Annotated in this window: 12 protein-coding genes; 5 read left to right on the top strand and 7 right to left on the bottom strand. The window is 63.7% G+C overall.

Annotated features, from left to right (window positions below):
• Nucleotides 1–2: 2 nt before the first annotated feature.
• On the bottom strand, nucleotides 3–473 hold the full coding sequence (locus tag ACF8C6_RS04280) for a nuclear transport factor 2 family protein (protein ID WP_392498145.1): 471 nt from the start codon (nucleotides 471–473) through the stop codon (nucleotides 3–5).
• 111 nt (nucleotides 474–584) lie between these two features.
• Here ACF8C6_RS04280 and ACF8C6_RS04285 point away from each other — a divergent pair, with 111 nt between their 5' ends.
• Nucleotides 585–1,535, top strand: a complete 951-nt coding sequence (locus ACF8C6_RS04285; protein WP_392498146.1) for a GlxA family transcriptional regulator — start codon at nucleotides 585–587, stop codon at nucleotides 1,533–1,535.
• Nucleotides 1,536–1,698: 163 nt separating this feature from the next.
• On the opposite strand, the gene ACF8C6_RS04290 is transcribed toward ACF8C6_RS04285, so the two are convergent.
• The 4 genes from ACF8C6_RS04290 to ACF8C6_RS04305 all read right to left on the bottom strand — a co-directional run bounded on the left by ACF8C6_RS04290 (nucleotide 1,699) and on the right by ACF8C6_RS04305 (nucleotide 5,885).
• Nucleotides 1,699–2,460: an amino acid ABC transporter ATP-binding protein gene (locus ACF8C6_RS04290; protein ID WP_392498147.1), complete on the bottom strand. Its 762-nt coding sequence runs from the start codon at nucleotides 2,458–2,460 to the stop codon at nucleotides 1,699–1,701.
• A gap of 9 nt (nucleotides 2,461–2,469) precedes the next feature.
• A complete protein-coding gene (locus ACF8C6_RS04295; protein ID WP_392498148.1) occupies nucleotides 2,470–3,564 on the bottom strand; it encodes an amino acid ABC transporter permease in 1,095 nt (364 codons plus the stop codon).
• Nucleotides 3,565–3,574: 10 nt separating this feature from the next.
• On the bottom strand, nucleotides 3,575–4,759 hold the full coding sequence (locus ACF8C6_RS04300; RefSeq protein WP_392498149.1) for an amino acid ABC transporter permease: 1,185 nt from the start codon (nucleotides 4,757–4,759) through the stop codon (nucleotides 3,575–3,577).
• A gap of 97 nt (nucleotides 4,760–4,856) precedes the next feature.
• Nucleotides 4,857–5,885, bottom strand: a complete 1,029-nt coding sequence (locus ACF8C6_RS04305; RefSeq protein ID WP_277688516.1) for an amino acid ABC transporter substrate-binding protein — start codon at nucleotides 5,883–5,885, stop codon at nucleotides 4,857–4,859.
• A gap of 389 nt (nucleotides 5,886–6,274) precedes the next feature.
• On the opposite strand from ACF8C6_RS04305, the gene ACF8C6_RS04310 reads away from it, so the two are divergent.
• From ACF8C6_RS04310 to rhlB, 4 genes are all read left to right on the top strand, one after another.
• Nucleotides 6,275–6,946 carry an alpha/beta hydrolase gene (locus ACF8C6_RS04310; protein ID WP_392498150.1) on the top strand — a complete coding sequence of 224 codons (672 nt, stop codon included), beginning with the start codon at nucleotides 6,275–6,277 and terminating at the stop codon, nucleotides 6,944–6,946.
• Between the two features lie 203 nt (nucleotides 6,947–7,149).
• Complete coding sequence (locus ACF8C6_RS04315; RefSeq protein ID WP_392498151.1) at nucleotides 7,150–8,088, top strand: GGDEF domain-containing protein; 939 nt, start codon at nucleotides 7,150–7,152, stop codon at nucleotides 8,086–8,088.
• Between the two features lie 72 nt (nucleotides 8,089–8,160).
• Nucleotides 8,161–9,321, top strand: a complete 1,161-nt coding sequence (locus ACF8C6_RS04320; RefSeq protein WP_392498152.1) for a dipeptidase — start codon at nucleotides 8,161–8,163, stop codon at nucleotides 9,319–9,321.
• A gap of 88 nt (nucleotides 9,322–9,409) precedes the next feature.
• The gene (rhlB, locus tag ACF8C6_RS04325) at nucleotides 9,410–10,819 is read left to right on the top strand and encodes an ATP-dependent RNA helicase RhlB (protein ID WP_392498153.1); all 1,410 of its coding nucleotides are present in this window, start codon (nucleotides 9,410–9,412) and stop codon (nucleotides 10,817–10,819) included.
• Between the two features lie 54 nt (nucleotides 10,820–10,873).
• Here the strand turns inward: rhlB and ACF8C6_RS04330 are convergent, their stop codons facing one another.
• A complete protein-coding gene (locus ACF8C6_RS04330; RefSeq protein ID WP_392498182.1) occupies nucleotides 10,874–12,055 on the bottom strand; it encodes a two-component system response regulator in 1,182 nt (393 codons plus the stop codon).
• Complete coding sequence (locus ACF8C6_RS04335) at nucleotides 12,052–15,543, bottom strand: response regulator (protein WP_392498154.1); 3,492 nt, start codon at nucleotides 15,541–15,543, stop codon at nucleotides 12,052–12,054. Before ACF8C6_RS04335 ends, ACF8C6_RS04330 begins: the two co-directional genes overlap by 4 nt.
• Nucleotides 15,544–15,545: the final 2 nt, after the last annotated feature.

Here is a 15,545-nt window from a genome sequence, read left to right on the forward strand (position 1 = left end):
AGTCAGCGTCCCGCCTGCCAGGCGCGCAGCCCGGCCATGGCCTGCTTGCTGATGGCGTTCTGCACCGGCGCCAACCAGCCGAGCAGCAGACCTTTGGCGCCTAGCGCCTGGCGCGACCAGCGCCACAGGTCGAAATGGTCATGGTGCTCGATGATCTGGCCATCCGCGAAGCGGAATCTGGCCTCGATACGGTTCTCCACCATGCGCCCGGTCTGGCTGAACAGATAGGTCGCCACCCAGCGGGCACGCCCCTGCCGGTCGTCCGCCTCCAACACTTCGTAGCTCAATGAAAACTGCTTGGCGCGGGCACAGAGCATGCGCCACATATCACCGGCATCACGCCCCTTGAGGCCGCGGAACACCGGATCGGAAAACGCCACATCTGCGGCATAGCAGGCGGCCATGGCCTCGGCATCCTGGCGCTGGAAAGCCTGGTAGAAGCGGTCGATCAGTTCGGCATTGGCATGGGTCATGGGAGCCTCCTTAGCAGTGGCGTGAGTATCGTCGGTGTTGGCTCACAGCTCGATTGGCGACAATGACTACTTTGTGTCAATAATCGCCAAAGCCTTTCCGAGCGTCAGCCCATGCAAGTCGCCCTCTATGTTTGCCCGCAAACCGTGCTCTCCAGCCTGAGCATGGCACTGGATGCCCTGCAACTGGCCAACCAACTTGCCGGCCAGACGCTGTTCGAGGCGCAGCGCGTCAGCGCCGATGGGCAGGCCGTGGAGCTGGGCATTGCCGAGCTGCGTGTACAGGGAGATCTGAGCCTGGCCGACTCGGCCGACCTGCTGCTGATTCCGGCCACCGGCAGCGCCCTTCAGCAAACGCTCGACAACAACAGGAGCCTACTCGACTGGCTGCGCGACCGCCCATCCGAGCAGGCGCTGGCCAGCCTGTGCAGCAGCGCCTGCCTGCTGGCCGCCTCGGGCCAGCTCGACGAGCGTCGGGCCACTACGCACTGGCGCCTGGCCGACAGCTTCCGTCAACGCTTCCCCAGCGTGCGCCTGCAGATCGATCAGCTGTTCACCGAGGACAACAACCGCTTCTGCTCGGGCGGCGCCCAGGCCGGCCTCGACCTGTGCCTGCACCTGATCGCCCGCTACGCCGGTGACTGGCTGGCACAGCAGGTGGCAGCCACGCTGGTGATCGAACGCGAGCGCGGCAAGCAGTCCCGTTTCACCCCGCTGCTGCCAAGCCAGGGCCTGGACGATCCGCAGATGGCTTCTCTGCTGCGCTGGATGCGCCAGCATCATGCCGAAGCCATCGACCTGCCCAGCCTGGCCGAGCGCGCCCACTGCTCACCCCGCACCCTGCTGCGACGCTTCCGCACGGCGACCGGCCTGACGCCCAACGACTACCTGCAGCGCCTGCGCATCAGCGCCGCCCAGCATGCGCTGCGCAACCCGGCCTGCTCGCTGGAACAGGTGGCCGAGCAGGTGGGCTATGCCGACCGGGCCAGCTTCGCCAAACGCTTCAAGCAGCTCTGCGGCGAGACGCCAGGGGCTTTTCGCAAGCGCTTGAAACAGCACAACTGATCACCGTCAGCACATAAGTGTCCGTGGGAGCGGCTTCCGCCGCGATGAGGCACACAAAAGCATCGCGGCTAAAGCCGCTCCCACAAAAACGCTCAACACCCGCAGGCCTCCCCCGGAAAAGAAAAAGGAGCCCACAGGCTCCCTTTTCGTTATGCCATACAACTCAGTGCAGGATCTGCCCGAGGAACAGCTTGGTCCGCTCGTTCTGCGGACTGTCGAAGAACGCATTGGGCTCGTTCTGTTCGACGACCTCGCCACGGTCCATGAAGATCACCCGGTTCGCCACGGTACGGGCGAAGCCCATCTCGTGGGTCACGCAGAGCATGGTCATGCCGTCTTCGGCCAGGCCGATCATGGTATCCAGCACTTCCTTGACCATTTCCGGGTCGAGGGCCGAGGTCGGCTCGTCGAACAGCATGATCTTCGGCTTCATGCACAGCGCACGGGCAATCGCCACGCGCTGCTGCTGACCGCCGGAGAGCTGACCCGGGTACTTGTGCGCCTGCTCAGGAATACGCACGCGTTCGAGGAAGTGCATGGCGATTTCCTCGGCCTTGCGCTTGGGCATCTTGCGCACCCACATCGGCGCCAGGGTGCAGTTCTGCAACACGGTCAGGTGCGGGAACAGGTTGAAGTGCTGGAACACCATGCCCACTTCGCTGCGCACCGCCTCGATGTGCTTGAGGTCGTGGGTCAGCTCGGTGCCATCGACCACGATGCGCCCCTGCTGGTGCTCTTCCAGGCGGTTGATGCAACGGATGGTGGTGGACTTGCCCGACCCGGACGGGCCGCACAACACGATGCGCTCGCCCTGCTGCACATTGAGGTTGATGTCCTTGAGCACATGGAACTGGCCGTACCACTTGTTCACGCCTTGCAGCTGAATGATCGGCTCAGCGCTGGCCTGCTTGCTTGCTTCAGTCATGAGTCACTCCTAACGCTTGTGGCCGGTGTCCAGCTTGCGCTCCAGGCGCATGGAATAGCGGGACATGCCGAAACAGAAGATCCAGAACACCAGGGAGGCAAACACGTAACCCTCGGTGGCCATACCCAGCCAGGCCGGATCGGTGGTGGCTTGCTTGATGCTGTTGAGCAGGTCGAACAGACCGATGATGATCACCAGACTGGTGTCCTTGAACAGGGCAATGAAGGTGTTGACGATGCCCGGAATCACCAGCTTGAGCGCCTGCGGCAGGATCACCAGGCCCATCATCCGCCAGTACCCCAGGCCCATGGCCGCCGCGGCTTCGTACTGCCCTTTCGGGATCGCCTGCAGGCCGCCGCGCACCACCTCGGCAATGTAGGCGGACTGGAACAGGATCACCCCGATCAGCGCACGCAGCAGCTTGTCGAAGTGCATGCCCTCGGGCAGGAACAACGGCAGCATCACCGAAGACATGAACAGCACGGTGATCAGCGGCACACCACGCCAGAACTCGATGAAGGTCACGCAGATCACGCGGATCGCCGGCATCTCGGAGCGTCGCCCAAGCGCCAGCAGGATGCCCAGTGGCAGCGCCCCGGCGATACCGACGGCGGCAATCACCAGGGTCAGCATCAGACCACCCCAGCGGCTGGTCGGTACGGTCTCCAGGCCCATGCCGCCGTGCAGCAGCCAGAAGGCCAGCAGCGGATAGACGATCAGGAAGCCGATGCCGTAAACGGCCTTGCGGGGCATCATCGGCACGAACAGCGGGGCCGCACCGATCACCGCCAGCCATACGGTCAGGTCGACCCGCCAGCGCAGTTCATGGGGATAGAAGCCGTACATGAACTGGTCGAAGCGTTCCTTGATGAACACCCAGCAGGCGCCATCGCTGGTGCAATCCGCACGGGTCGTCCCCGTCCAGTCAGCCTGGAAGATGGCCCACTGCAGCAGCGGCGGCACGATGACCCAGACCAGGTAGGCGGCAAACAGGGTCAGCAGGGTGTTGAACCAGTTGGAGAACAGGTTGGCCCGCAGCCAGCCGAGCACACCCACGCTCATGGCGGGTGGCGGCAGATCGGGACGGAATTGATGAACTTGCATGCGCCTCTCCTTACCGCTCGACCAGCGCAATGCGCTTGTTGTACCAGTTCATCAGGATCGAGATGCTGATGCTGATGGCCAGATACACGCTCATGGTGATAGCGATGGTTTCGATGGCCTGGCCGGTCTGGTTCAGGGTGGTACCGGCGAACAGCGAGACCATGTCCGGATAGCCGATGCCGGCGGCCAGCGAGGAGTTCTTCGCCAGATTCAGGTACTGACTGGTCAGCGGCGGGATGATCACCCGCAGGGCCTGCGGAATGATCACCAGGCGCAGGGTCTTGCCGGCCGGCAGGCCCAGCGAGCGCGCCGCCTCGGTCTGCCCATGGCTGACCGCCTGAATACCGGAACGCACGTTCTCGGCGATGAAGGCCGCGGTGTAGATGGTCAGCGCCAGGGTCAGCGCCATCAGCTCGGGGATCATTACCCAGCCGCCACGGTAGTTGAAGCCCTTGAGTTCCGGCACTTCCCAGCTAAACGGCTGACCGAAGACCAGGATCGCCAGAGCAGGCAGCGCCACAATCAGCACCAGGCTGGTAATCAGTGTGGGGAAGCTCTGCCCGGTTGCCTCGAAACGCTGACGGGCCCAACGCGCCAGGTAGAAGATGGCGGCCAACGCCACCACCACGGCGATCAGGAAGGGCCAGAAGCCCTCGGCCAGGGTCGGCGAAGGCATGTTCAGGCCGCGGTTGCTGAGGAAGAACATGTCGCCCAGGCTCAGGCTCTGCCGCGGACCAGGCAGCGGCAGGAACACAGCGAAGTACCAGAAGAAGATCTGCAGCAGCGGCGGAATGTTACGGAAAGTCTCGATGTAGACAGTGGCCAGCTTGCTGACCAGCCAGTTGGGCGACAGCCGCGCCACACCAAGAATGAAGCCGAGTATGGTCGCCAGGACGATGCCGATGAACGAGACCAGCAGGGTGTTGAGCAGACCGATGACGAAGACGCGCCCATAGCTGTCGCTCTCGGTGTAGTCGATCAGGTGCTGGGAGATGCCGAAACCGGCGCTGTTATCGAGAAAGCCGAAGCCCGACAGGATGCCGCGCTGGGCCAGGTTGTGCTGAGTGTTGTGGAACAGATACCAGCCGAGCGCCACGACGGCGATGACGGCGATGATCTGGAAAAACCAGGCACGCACCTGCGGGTCGGTCCAGACCGAACCCCGTGGGCGCGATGTATTCGCGGGAGTTTGCATAATGCCCCTCATGCAAGCCCCGCGTCCCTTATCGGCGACGCGGGGTTGATGGAATCAGGAACGCCACCACCCGGCCAAGCGGGCGGTGGTCGGTAGGTCAGCGCACCGGCGGTGCGTACTGCAGACCACCCTTGTTCCAAAGAGCGTTGAGGCCACGCTCGATCTTCAGCTCGCTGCCGGCACCGACGTTGCGATCGAAGATTTCACCGTAGTTGCCGACTTGCTTGATGATCTTCACCGCCCAGTCCTTCGGCAGCTTCAGGTCCTTGCCGTAGTCGCCTTCGGCACCCAGCAGACGGGCAATGTCCGGGTTCTTGGTGGACTTGGCCATTTCTTCCACGTTGGCGGACGTCACGCCCAGTTCCTCGGCGTTGAGCTGGGCGTACAGGCTCCAGCGCACGATGTCGAACCACTCCTCGTCACCCTGGCGCACGGCCGGGCCGAGCGGCTCCTTGGAGATCACTTCCGGCAGAACGACGTAGTCGTCCGGCGCGGCCAGCTTGATGCGCTGGGCGTACAGCTGCGACTGGTCGGAGGTCAGCACGTCGCAACGGCCGGACTCCAGGGACTTGGCGCTCTCGTCGGAGGTGTCGTAAGTGATGGGGGTGTACTTCAGGCCATTGGCACGGAAGTAGTCGGCGAGGTTCAGCTCGGTGGTGGTACCGGCCTGGATGCACACGGTGGCACCGTCCAGTTCCTTGGCGCTGGAAACGCCGAGCTTCTTGTTCACCAGGAAGCCCTGACCGTCGTAATAGGTCACGCCGGTGAAGTTCAGGCCCATGGCCGCATCGCGCGAGCTGGTCCAGGTGGTGTTGCGCGACAGCATGTCGACTTCGCCGGACTGCAGCGCGGTGAAGCGCTCCTTGGCGGTCAGCGGGCTGTATTTGACCTTGGAGGCATCGCCGAATACGGCGGCAGCCACGGCGCGGCACACATCCACGTCGATGCCCATGTAGTTACCCTTGGCGTCGGCGTAGGAGAAACCTGGCAAACCATCACTGATACCGCACTGCACGAAGCCTTTCTTCTGCACCGCATCCAGGGTCGCACCGGCTTGCGCGAAACCGCTCACGCCCAGCACTGCGGCCGTGGTCAATACCGCCAGGGTGGATTTCACCATCTTCATCAAAACCTCCAAGTGTTCTTGTTTGGTCGAGTCTCGGTTCTGCCGCCGTACCCTTGTGGGGCACGTTCGATCCCGCCACCATGACGGGGTCGACCGGGGAGTGAACCTGAAGTGAGTCTAGATGCCGATCGACCGACCGGCGAACGTCCCACTCCGCACCGTAGGTCTTACGGCTTTGAGACCCAGCAGATGTCCGGCTTTCCGCTCCAGGCGGCCCCCGCCGGACAGCATAGCTACAGCAAGGCCCGTACCAGCTTTCAACCTCAGCCCCTTTAGCCGCAGGTCAATAGGCAAACTTCCATCAGCGCGACATCTTCTTAAGATATCCAGCGAACCCTGTGAGTCCTGGTCAACCACCAGCAACAGCACCGCACCACAATGGAGCACTCATGCAACCACCTCTGATACTTGAGCCCTCTCTCAGTGCCGACGCCTGCGTCATCTGGTTACACGGCCTGGGGGCCGACCGTTACGACTTCCAGCCGGTGGCGCAAATGCTCCAGCAGCAGCTGCCCAGTACGCGTTTCGTATTGCCTCAGGCACCGAGCCGTCCGGTGACGATCAACGGTGGCTGGGCCATGCCGAGCTGGTACGACATCCTCGCCATGAGCCCGGCCCGCGCCATCGACCAGGCGCAGCTCGAAAGCTCGGCACAGACCGTGATGGACCTGATTGAGCAGCAGCGTGACAGTGGTATCGATCCGGCCCGCATCATCCTCGCGGGCTTCTCCCAGGGCGGAGCCGTAGTGTTTCACACCGCCTTTCTGCGCTGGCAGGGTCCGCTGGGCGGTGTGCTGGCACTGTCCACCTATGCCCCGACCTTTGATGATGCGTTGCAAGTCGACACAACCCGCCGCCACTTGCCTGTCCTCTGCCTGCACGGCAGCCAGGATGAAGTGGTACCGCTGTTCATGGGCCGCGCGGCCCACGATTGCTTGGCCGAACGTGGCGTGAGCGTGGGCTGGCGTGAATACCCCATGGGGCATGAGGTAGTGCTGGACGAGATCCAGGACATCGGCAACTGGCTGGCCCAGCGCCTTGACCGTCAAACAACCGACTGAACGGGCAGGACAGCGCTAAATAGCACGTTCGCCGCCAAGAAGGCGGCAGACGGTTCTGTCCGAGCCGTCAGATCTGACCACTGGTCGGTCGAGGCCAGCTCGAGGATTGCCTACTCAAATAGCCAGGAATAAGGTCGCGTGAGGTGTTCGCCCCACAACAGGGAGTGTTCTGCGATGCCCTCCACAACTTGTCCGTTCCTCCCATGAAGAACGCACAGACGCCCCGGGATCTGCAGCAGATCCGCCACCTGCGACTGTTCCAGAACGTCGCCGCCAACAGCATCGAGCAGTTGCTGCAGGAGTTTCGCGGCTGCGAGCTGGAACCTGGCGAAATCCTGCTTTCCCCTTTCAACCGCAACCAGCATCTTTATCTGTTGCTGGAGGGCGAGCTTAAGGTCTACCTCGGGTCGCTCGACAACCAGCCGGTCAGTACACTGCTGCCCGGCGACTGTGCAGGTGAAATCAGCTTCATCGACAACGAGCGCCCCTCTGCCTATGTGGTCGCCACCCAGCCTACCCAGGTGCTGCGCCTGCACCGCGAATCCCTGGTCAAACTCTTCCAGCAGTCGCCCGAGATGATGCAGAACCTGCTGGAGCTGCTCTGCGACCGCGTGCGCCAGGGCAACCGGATTATTCTCGACAGCGAGCAGAACGCCAATGTCGACACCCTCACCGGCTGCTTCAACCGGCGCTGGCTGGAACATGTCTACGAGCGAGAAAGCACCCGCTGCGCCTATAACCAGCAGCCACTGAGCATGCTCATGCTGGATGTCGACCACTTCAAGGCCTACAACGACCATCACGGCCACCTGGCCGGCGACTATGCCCTGTGCCTGGTTGCACACACCCTGCGCAAGCAGCTGCGTCCCAAGGACAGCCTGGTACGTTTTGGCGGCGAAGAGTTCGTCATCCTTCTACCCGAGATCGATGCAGAAGAGTCCCGCCCCATCGGCGAACGCTTGCGCAGCAGCCTGGAAGAGATCACTACGTTCTACTCACCGGTAGGTATCCTGCCTGGCGTCACGGTCTCCATCGGCTTGGCCCAGATGCAGGCCAAGGACAGCCTCGAAGGCCTGATCTCCAGGGCCGACGCCGCGTTGTACAAGGCCAAGCAGCAGGGCCGCAACCGTCTGGTTGGCTGAAGCGGCATATCGCCATTCCCAGCCGCTGCTTGATAGAGTCGGGCCTATAACAACAATGAATGGACGCCCCACATGCGCAAGCTGCTGCTCGCCTCCCTTGCACTGCTCGGCCTCGCCGCCACCCTCTTCTTCAGCCTGCCCACAGTATTGGACTGGCAACTGAACAGCGTTGCCCAGAAGCCGCCCTACCGCGCCAGCGATGCCGCCGAGAAGTTGCATCAAAACCTGTTCGTCGCCGACCTGCATGACGATGCCCTGCTCTGGCAGCGCGACCTGCTGCAGCGCCACAACTACGGCCATGCCGACCTGCCGCGCCTGCTCGAAGGCCGCGTCGGCCTGCAGGTATTCTCCACCGTCACCAAGACTCCACGCGGCCTGAACTATGAAAGCAATGCCGCCGACAGCGACAACATCACCCTGCTGGCCATGGCCCAGCGCTGGCCACACAAAACCTGGGACAGTCTGCTCGAACGCGCTCTGTATCAGGCCGAAAAACTGCAGCAGGCCGCTGCCGACAGTCATGGGCAGCTGGTGCTCATTCGCAGCCGCAGCGAACTGCAAGACTTTGTCGACGCCTGGCAGCGCGACCCGCAACGGGTCGCTGCCCTGCTCGCCACCGAAGGCCTGCAGCCCATCGAGGGCAAGCTGGAGAATATCGACCGCCTGTACGACGCAGGCTTTCGCATTGCCGGCCTGACGCATTTCTTCGACAACGAGATCGGTGGCTCCGCCCATGGCCTGGAGAAAGGCGGCCTGACGCCACTCGGTCGCCAGGTCATCACGCGCCTCGAGGAAAAGCGCATGCTGGTCGACCTGGCCCATGCCTCGAAGCCGCTGATCGACGACGTACTGGCCATGGCCAAACGTCCGCTGTTGGTCTCCCACACGGGCGTGGCCGGCACCTGCCCCGGCCCGCGCAACCTGACCGACGAGCACCTCATGCGCATCGCCGCCACGGGTGGCGTGATCGGCATCGGCTACTGGGATGCCGCCGTCTGCGAAACCTCGGTCGGCGCCATCGTCCGCGCCATCCGCTACGCGGTGAACAAGGTCGGGGTCGAACACGTTGCCCTGGGCTCGGACTTCGACGGCACCGTGCACACCCCGTTCGACACCAGTGGCCTGGCCCAGCTCACCGAAGGCCTGCAGCGCGCCGGCTTCAAGGCAGACGAGATCGCCGCGATCATGGGCGGCAACGTGCGCAGGCTGCTACTGGCAACCTTACCCGAGTAACCGACGTCAAGCCCCCAGACACTTCGCCAAGGGGGCTTCTTGCTTTACACTGGCCGCCGTTCATTCCTTGACCAATACGAGACCGGCCGTGCTCAAAGCACTCAAGAAAATATTCAGCAAGGGCGAAGCCGAGCAGCCCGCCAGCAGCCCCACAGCCAATGCTATTCCCAGCGCTTCGCGCGAAACCAAGGCTAAGCCAGCCAAGGCCGATGCCCAACCTGCCCGCGAAACGAAGCCGCGCAGCGACAAGCCGCGCCGCGAGCGCCCGGCCAAGCCGGTGGACACCTGGAAGCTGGAAGACTTCGTGGTCGAGCCGCAAGAGGGCAAGACCCGCTTCCACGACTTCCGCCTGGCCCCCGAGCTGATGCACGCCATCCACGACCTCGGCTTCCCCTACTGCACCCCGATCCAGGCCCAGGTCCTCGGCCACACCCTCAAGGGCAAGGACGCCATCGGCCGCGCCCAGACCGGCACCGGCAAGACCGCCGCCTTCCTCATCTCCACCATCACCCAGCTGCTGCAGACCCAGGTGCCGAAAGAGCGCTACATGGGCGAACCACGGGCGCTGATCATCGCGCCGACCCGCGAGCTGGTGGTGCAGATCGCCAAGGATGCCCAGGCCCTGACCAAGTACACCGGCCTGAACGTGATGAGCTTCGTCGGCGGCATGGACTTCGACAAGCAACTCAAGCAGCTGGAATCGCGCTATTGCGACATTCTGGTCGCCACGCCGGGCCGCCTGCTGGACTTCAACCAGCGTGGCGAAGTGCATCTGGACATGGTCGAAGTGCTGGTCCTGGACGAAGCCGACCGCATGCTCGACATGGGCTTCATCCCCCAGGTACGCCAGATCATCCGCCAGACGCCGATGAAGGGCGACCGCCAGACCCTGCTGTTCTCCGCCACCTTCACCGACGACGTGATGAATCTGGCGCGGCAGTGGACGGTCAACCCGGCCGTCGTCGAGATCGAGCCGGAGAACGTCGCCAGCGACACCGTCGAGCAACACGTTTATGCCGTGTCCAGCAGCGACAAATACAAGCTGCTGTACAACCTGGTGACGCAGAACGACTGGCAGCGGGTGATGGTGTTCGCCAATCGCCGCGACGAAGTGCGGCGCATCGAGGAGAAGCTGGTGCGCGATGGTGTCAGCGCCGCGCAGATGTCCGGCGACGTGCCGCAGCAGAAGCGCATCAAGGTGCTCGAGGGCTTCCGCGAGGGCAAGATCCGCGTGCTGGTGGCCACCGACGTGGCCGGCCGCGGCATCCACGTCGACGGCATCAGCCACGTGATCAACTTCACCCTGCCGGAAGTGCCGGACGACTACGTGCACCGCATCGGTCGTACTGGCCGTGCCGGCAGCAGCGGCACCTCGATCAGCTTCGCCGGCGAGGACGACGCCTTCGCCCTGCCGCCGATCGAACAGCTGCTGGGCCGCAAGATCAACTGCGAAATGCCGCCCGAGGAACTGCTCAAGCCGGTGCCGCGCAAGCACTGACCAAGCGCCCACAAAAAAGCCCGCAACCGCGGGCTTTTTGCATTCTGCCGGTCCCTACCCTGGTGGCAGCGTCATTTCGATACTCTCGCCCAGGGACTCTTCCAGACGCTCCAGCTCGCAATGCAGGGACTCCAGGTCCTCGGCATGCTCAAGGGCGATGGCCTTGAAGCGAGGTGCCGACTCGATCAGCGCCAGCACCACCGAAGGGTCGAAACGCGTACCACTGGCTGCGCTGATACGTGCCAGAGCCTCGTCCGCCGTCAGCGATTTGCGATAGGGATGATGGCTGGTCATGTCCTCATACACGCCCACCACCGCCATCAGGCGCGCGGCCAGGGGAATCTGCTCGCCACGCAGGCCCTGCGGATAGCCGCTGCCGTCCCAGTGCTCATGTTGGCTGTAAACGATGTCACGGGCATCGCGCAGAAAATCGGTCACGCTCCCCAGACGCGACTCGGCCGCCAGCAGGGCATCACGCCCTGCTGTGGCATGACTGTGGAGCAGTTCCAGATCCTTGCCCTGCAGCGGTACCGGACTGAGCAGGATGCGATCCGGCAGCACCAGCTTGCCAATGCCGTGCAGCAGCGCCGACTTGCCCAAGCCGGCAATACGCTCCTCGCTCAACTCTTGCGCCAGTAGCGGCTGCTGGTGAGCCAGGCTGCGAGCCAGCTCCACCATGTAGGGTTCGATCCGCGCCAGGTGTTTGCTGCAGGGGTTGTCGCGCATGGCCGCGAGCCTGGCCATGGCCTCGATGGTCACCTCCTGCAGACGCTGGATATCCTGGGTCCGACGGCGCACCTCCCACTCCAGGTATTCGCTCTTGTCACGCAGAAAGTCGGCACTGGCCTTGAGCTGTAGCTGCGCCCGCACCCGAGCGAGGACGATGGGCGGACTGATCGGCTTGGTGATGTAGTCCACGGCCCCCAGATCAAAGCCCCGCTGCTCATCGGCCTGCTCGCTCTTGGCAGTGAGGAACACCACCGGGATCTCCGCAGTAGCAGGGTCGGCCTTGAGTCTGCGGCACACTTCGTAGCCGTCCATTTCCGGCATCATGATGTCGAGCAGGATCAGGTCCGGCTGGCTCTCCGCGGCAATGCGCAATGCCCTTGCGCCATTGCTGGCCACCTTGATCAGGTAGTGATCCAACAGCAACTCACTCATCAGCGTGAGGTTTTCCGGCGTATCGTCCACCAGCAGGATCAGCGGCTGGTCGGGTCTGTCGAGCATGTCCATCAGATTCCCCCTATTCCCTTCATCGCCTCGCGCAACAGTGTCTGGGCTTTATCGAAATCGAAACCGCGCACTGCCGCCGCCAGCGGACTGTATTGATCATTAAAGGCGCTGCGCAGCAGTTCGGCCTGCTCATCGAAGACTTTTCCGGCCCGCGGATCGTCGATGGCGAACAGCTGCAACAACTGCTGGCAAACCGGGAGCAGGCGCGCCTCATCAATCTCGACCGCTGCCGCTACAGGTGGCAAGGCCCCAATGGCCTGCAGCAACGGGGACAGGCTGCGCGCCAATTCGTCGAGCGTGGCCTCCAGCTCATCATGGCGTGCATCCTTGATCGCGCTTTCCAGTACCGCGGCCAGAGCCGCCAGATCACTCGCCCCGAGATTTGCAGCCAACCCCTTGAAGCTGTGCGCTTCGCGCTCGGCGGCCTCCAGCTCGCCGTTGGCCAGCAGCGCACGCAGCCGCCCCACAAAGTCGGCCTGGCTGGCGGCGAACTTGCCCAGCAGCCGCCGATACAATTCCTGCTTGCCCAGCACTCGGCGCAAGGCGCTATCCAGGTCGATGCCGGGTAACTGCCAGTCCGGCAAGCCCGCATCTGCAGCGCTGGCAACCGGCGTACCCGCCCTGGCCTCCATCCAGCGGCCCAGGGTCTGCCACAGCTCGGCTGGCTCGATGGGCTTGCCCAGGTGATCGTTCATGCCGGCAGCCAGGCAGCGCTCACGGTCGGCGGGCATGGCATTGGCCGTCATGGCCACGATGGGCAGGCTGGCAAAACGCGGCTCACGGCGCAGCGCTTCGGTGGTGGCAATGCCGTCGAGTACCGGCATCTGCATGTCCATCAGCACCAACGCGTAGTAACCATCCGGCCTGGCCTGCAGCAGCTCCATGGCAATCTGACCGTGCTCGGCCTGGTCGATATGCAGGCCACTTTCCTGCAGCAGACCGCAGGCCACTTCGCGATTCAACTCGTTGTCCTCAACCAGCAGCACGCGCTTGCCCGCATAGTCGGGCACAGCCTCGCCCACGGCTAGTCGGGCGAAGCCTTGCGCCGCGCCATTGCCGCCCAGGCTGCGAATCACCGCATCGAACAATAGCGACGGATTGATCGGCTTGAGCAACACATCCTCGATACCTGCACGCTCGGCGCCCAGCAGCACATCCTCACGACCGTAGGCGGTGACCATCAGCAGGTGCGGTGCCGGTTGCAGGCCGAGCTCGGCAATGCGCCGGGCACACTCCAGGCCATCCATCACTGGCATCTGCCAATCCAGCACGATCAGCTCGAAGGGATCGCGCCGCAGTGCAGCCTCCTGCACCTGCTGCAGGGCCACCGGCCCGGAGACCGCGACCTCGACGCGAAACGTCATGCTGTCGAGCATGTCGCGCAGCACCTGCCGAGCACTGTCGTTGTCGTCCACCACCAGCACCCGCCGGCCGCGCAGATCGGCCTGCGGCAGCATGCGTGAGCCCTGCTCGCGAGCAATACCCAGCGGAATCCGGCACCAGAACAGGCTGCCCCGCCCAGCTTCGCTCTCCAGCCCGACCTGCCCGCCCATGGCCTCGGCCAGGCTTTTGCAGATGGCTAGGCCCAGGCCCGTGCCGCCGTACTTGCGCGTGGTCGAGGTATCGGCCTGCTGGAACGACTGGAACAGCCGCGCCTGCTGCTCGCTGCTCAGGCCGATGCCGGTATCACGCACCCCCATGTACAACTGCAGCTGCTCCGCGTCGCACTGTTCGGCACGCAGGATCACCTCGACCTCGCCGCTGTCGGTGAATTTCACAGCGTTGTTGGTGTAGTTGATCAGGATCTGTCCCAGCCGCAGCGGGTCGCCGAGCAAGTGCTGGGGAAGCTGCGGGTCGATGTTGAATACCAGCTCCAGCCCCTTGCCTGCGACCTTGTCACCAATCAGGCTGGCCAGGTTTTCCAGCACCTGACGCAAATCGAACTCGATGCGCTCGATGCTCAGTTTGCCGGCCTCGATCTTGGAGAAGTCGAGGATGTCGTTGATGATCCCCAGCAGATGCTGGCCGGCCTGCTGGATCTTGTTCAGATAGTCACGCTGGCGCGGGTTGAGTTCGGTCTTCATGGCCAGGTGCGACATGCCGATGATGGCGTTCATCGGCGTGCGAATCTCATGGCTCATGTTGGCCAGGAAGTCCGACTTCAGCCGGGCCGCCTCCTCTGCTAGCTCCTTGGCCTTGGCCAGTTCCTCCTCGGCCTGCTTGCGCAGGGTGATGTCGCGGCTTACGCCGACCAGGCCGAGCAACCGGCCCTGCTCATCATGAAAGAGGGTGCGCAGGGTATCCAATACCACCTGGCGGCCATCGGGATAGCTGACCGCACCCTCGGTCTCGAAAGGCTGACCGCTGCTGAATGCACTGTGATCGCGCTCTGCCCGCGCCCTGGCCCAGGCCGGCGCGAGAAAATCCTCGTCACGTCGCCCAAGCACCTCGTCCTGGGTTTTGCCGAACAGCTCGGCGCAGGCCTGGTTGATGCCCAGGTAGCGTCCGCCGGCATCCTTGAACCAGATCGGGTCGGGAATCGCGTTGATCAGGGCCAGCAAGGTACTGCGCTGGCGCTGAGCCTCGGCCTCGGCGCGCTGGCGCTCGGCAATCTGTACCGCCAGGCGACGGTTCCACAGCAGCACGAAGGCGATCAGCAGCACCAGGCCGATCAGGTAGGGCCAGCCCACCTGCAGCAGGCGGTGCCAGTTGAATGCCGTGAGCGGTGGCAGCCAGCGCTCCTTGATCGCGTCCTGCTCCTGCTCGTCCAGGCTGGCCAGCGCCTTGTCCAACAGGGCGATCAGCTGGGTATTGTCGCGACGGGCAGCGAAGCGAAACTCACTGGTGGACAGCCCCGTCTCACCGCGCAATTCCAGGTTGGTCAGATTCAGTTCGCGGATCAGGTAACTGGCCACGATCATGTCGCCCACATAGGCATCGGCGCGCCCGGACGATACAGCCCGCAGCGCCTCTGTCGTGTCGCTCACCTCCAGCAGGTGGACATCCGGCACCGCACTGCGCAAGGCATGCTGCAACACATAGCCGCGCTCGATGGCAACCTGGCGACCGGACAGATCGGCAACGCGCTGCACCCCCATGTCACCGCGGGTGAAGATCAGGCTGCTACTGACCAGGTAACTGCGCGTGAAGGCCATATAGGCCTCGCGCTCCGGGGTTTGCGCCACCGAAGGCAGCAAATCGACCCGCCCCTCGCGCAGCGCTGCCAGTGCCGCATCCCAATCCGCCAGCGGAACCGTCTCGATACGCAAGCCAAGACGCTGGGCCAGCAGCGCCAGGTAATCACCGCTCAAACCGCGGTGGCGCCCCTGCTCGTCAAGCACATCGAAAGGCGGCCAGCCGGCACGCTCCACACCGACCCGCAGCACCGGATGCTGCGCCACCCAGGCCCGTTCGGCCTCATCCAACGGCAGAGCGGCAGACGCGCCCCACGACAGCAGGTACAACAGAACCGCACACCAGTTACGCAACATGA

It is taken from the genome of Pseudomonas sp. zbq_18 (assembly GCF_043102245.1).
Taxonomy (GTDB): domain Bacteria; phylum Pseudomonadota; class Gammaproteobacteria; order Pseudomonadales; family Pseudomonadaceae; genus Aquipseudomonas.

Excerpts from the sequence above, each read along its gene's own strand:
- ACF8C6_RS04280 (WP_392498145.1), bottom strand. The coding sequence starts at position 473 with ATGACCCATGCCAATGCCGAACTGATCGACCGCTTCTACCAGGCTTTC.
- ACF8C6_RS04285 (WP_392498146.1), top strand. The coding sequence starts at position 585 with ATGCAAGTCGCCCTCTATGTTTGCCCGCAAACCGTGCTCTCCAGCCTG.
- ACF8C6_RS04290 (WP_392498147.1), bottom strand. The coding sequence starts at position 2,460 with ATGACTGAAGCAAGCAAGCAGGCCAGCGCTGAGCCGATCATTCAGCTG.
- ACF8C6_RS04295 (WP_392498148.1), bottom strand. The coding sequence starts at position 3,564 with ATGCAAGTTCATCAATTCCGTCCCGATCTGCCGCCACCCGCCATGAGC.
- ACF8C6_RS04300 (WP_392498149.1), bottom strand. The coding sequence starts at position 4,759 with ATGCAAACTCCCGCGAATACATCGCGCCCACGGGGTTCGGTCTGGACC.
- ACF8C6_RS04305 (WP_277688516.1), bottom strand. The coding sequence starts at position 5,885 with ATGAAGATGGTGAAATCCACCCTGGCGGTATTGACCACGGCCGCAGTG.
- ACF8C6_RS04310 (WP_392498150.1), top strand. The coding sequence starts at position 6,275 with ATGCAACCACCTCTGATACTTGAGCCCTCTCTCAGTGCCGACGCCTGC.
- ACF8C6_RS04315 (WP_392498151.1), top strand. The coding sequence starts at position 7,150 with ATGAAGAACGCACAGACGCCCCGGGATCTGCAGCAGATCCGCCACCTG.
- ACF8C6_RS04320 (WP_392498152.1), top strand. The coding sequence starts at position 8,161 with ATGCGCAAGCTGCTGCTCGCCTCCCTTGCACTGCTCGGCCTCGCCGCC.
- ACF8C6_RS04335 (WP_392498154.1), bottom strand. The coding sequence starts at position 15,543 with ATGTTGCGTAACTGGTGTGCGGTTCTGTTGTACCTGCTGTCGTGGGGC.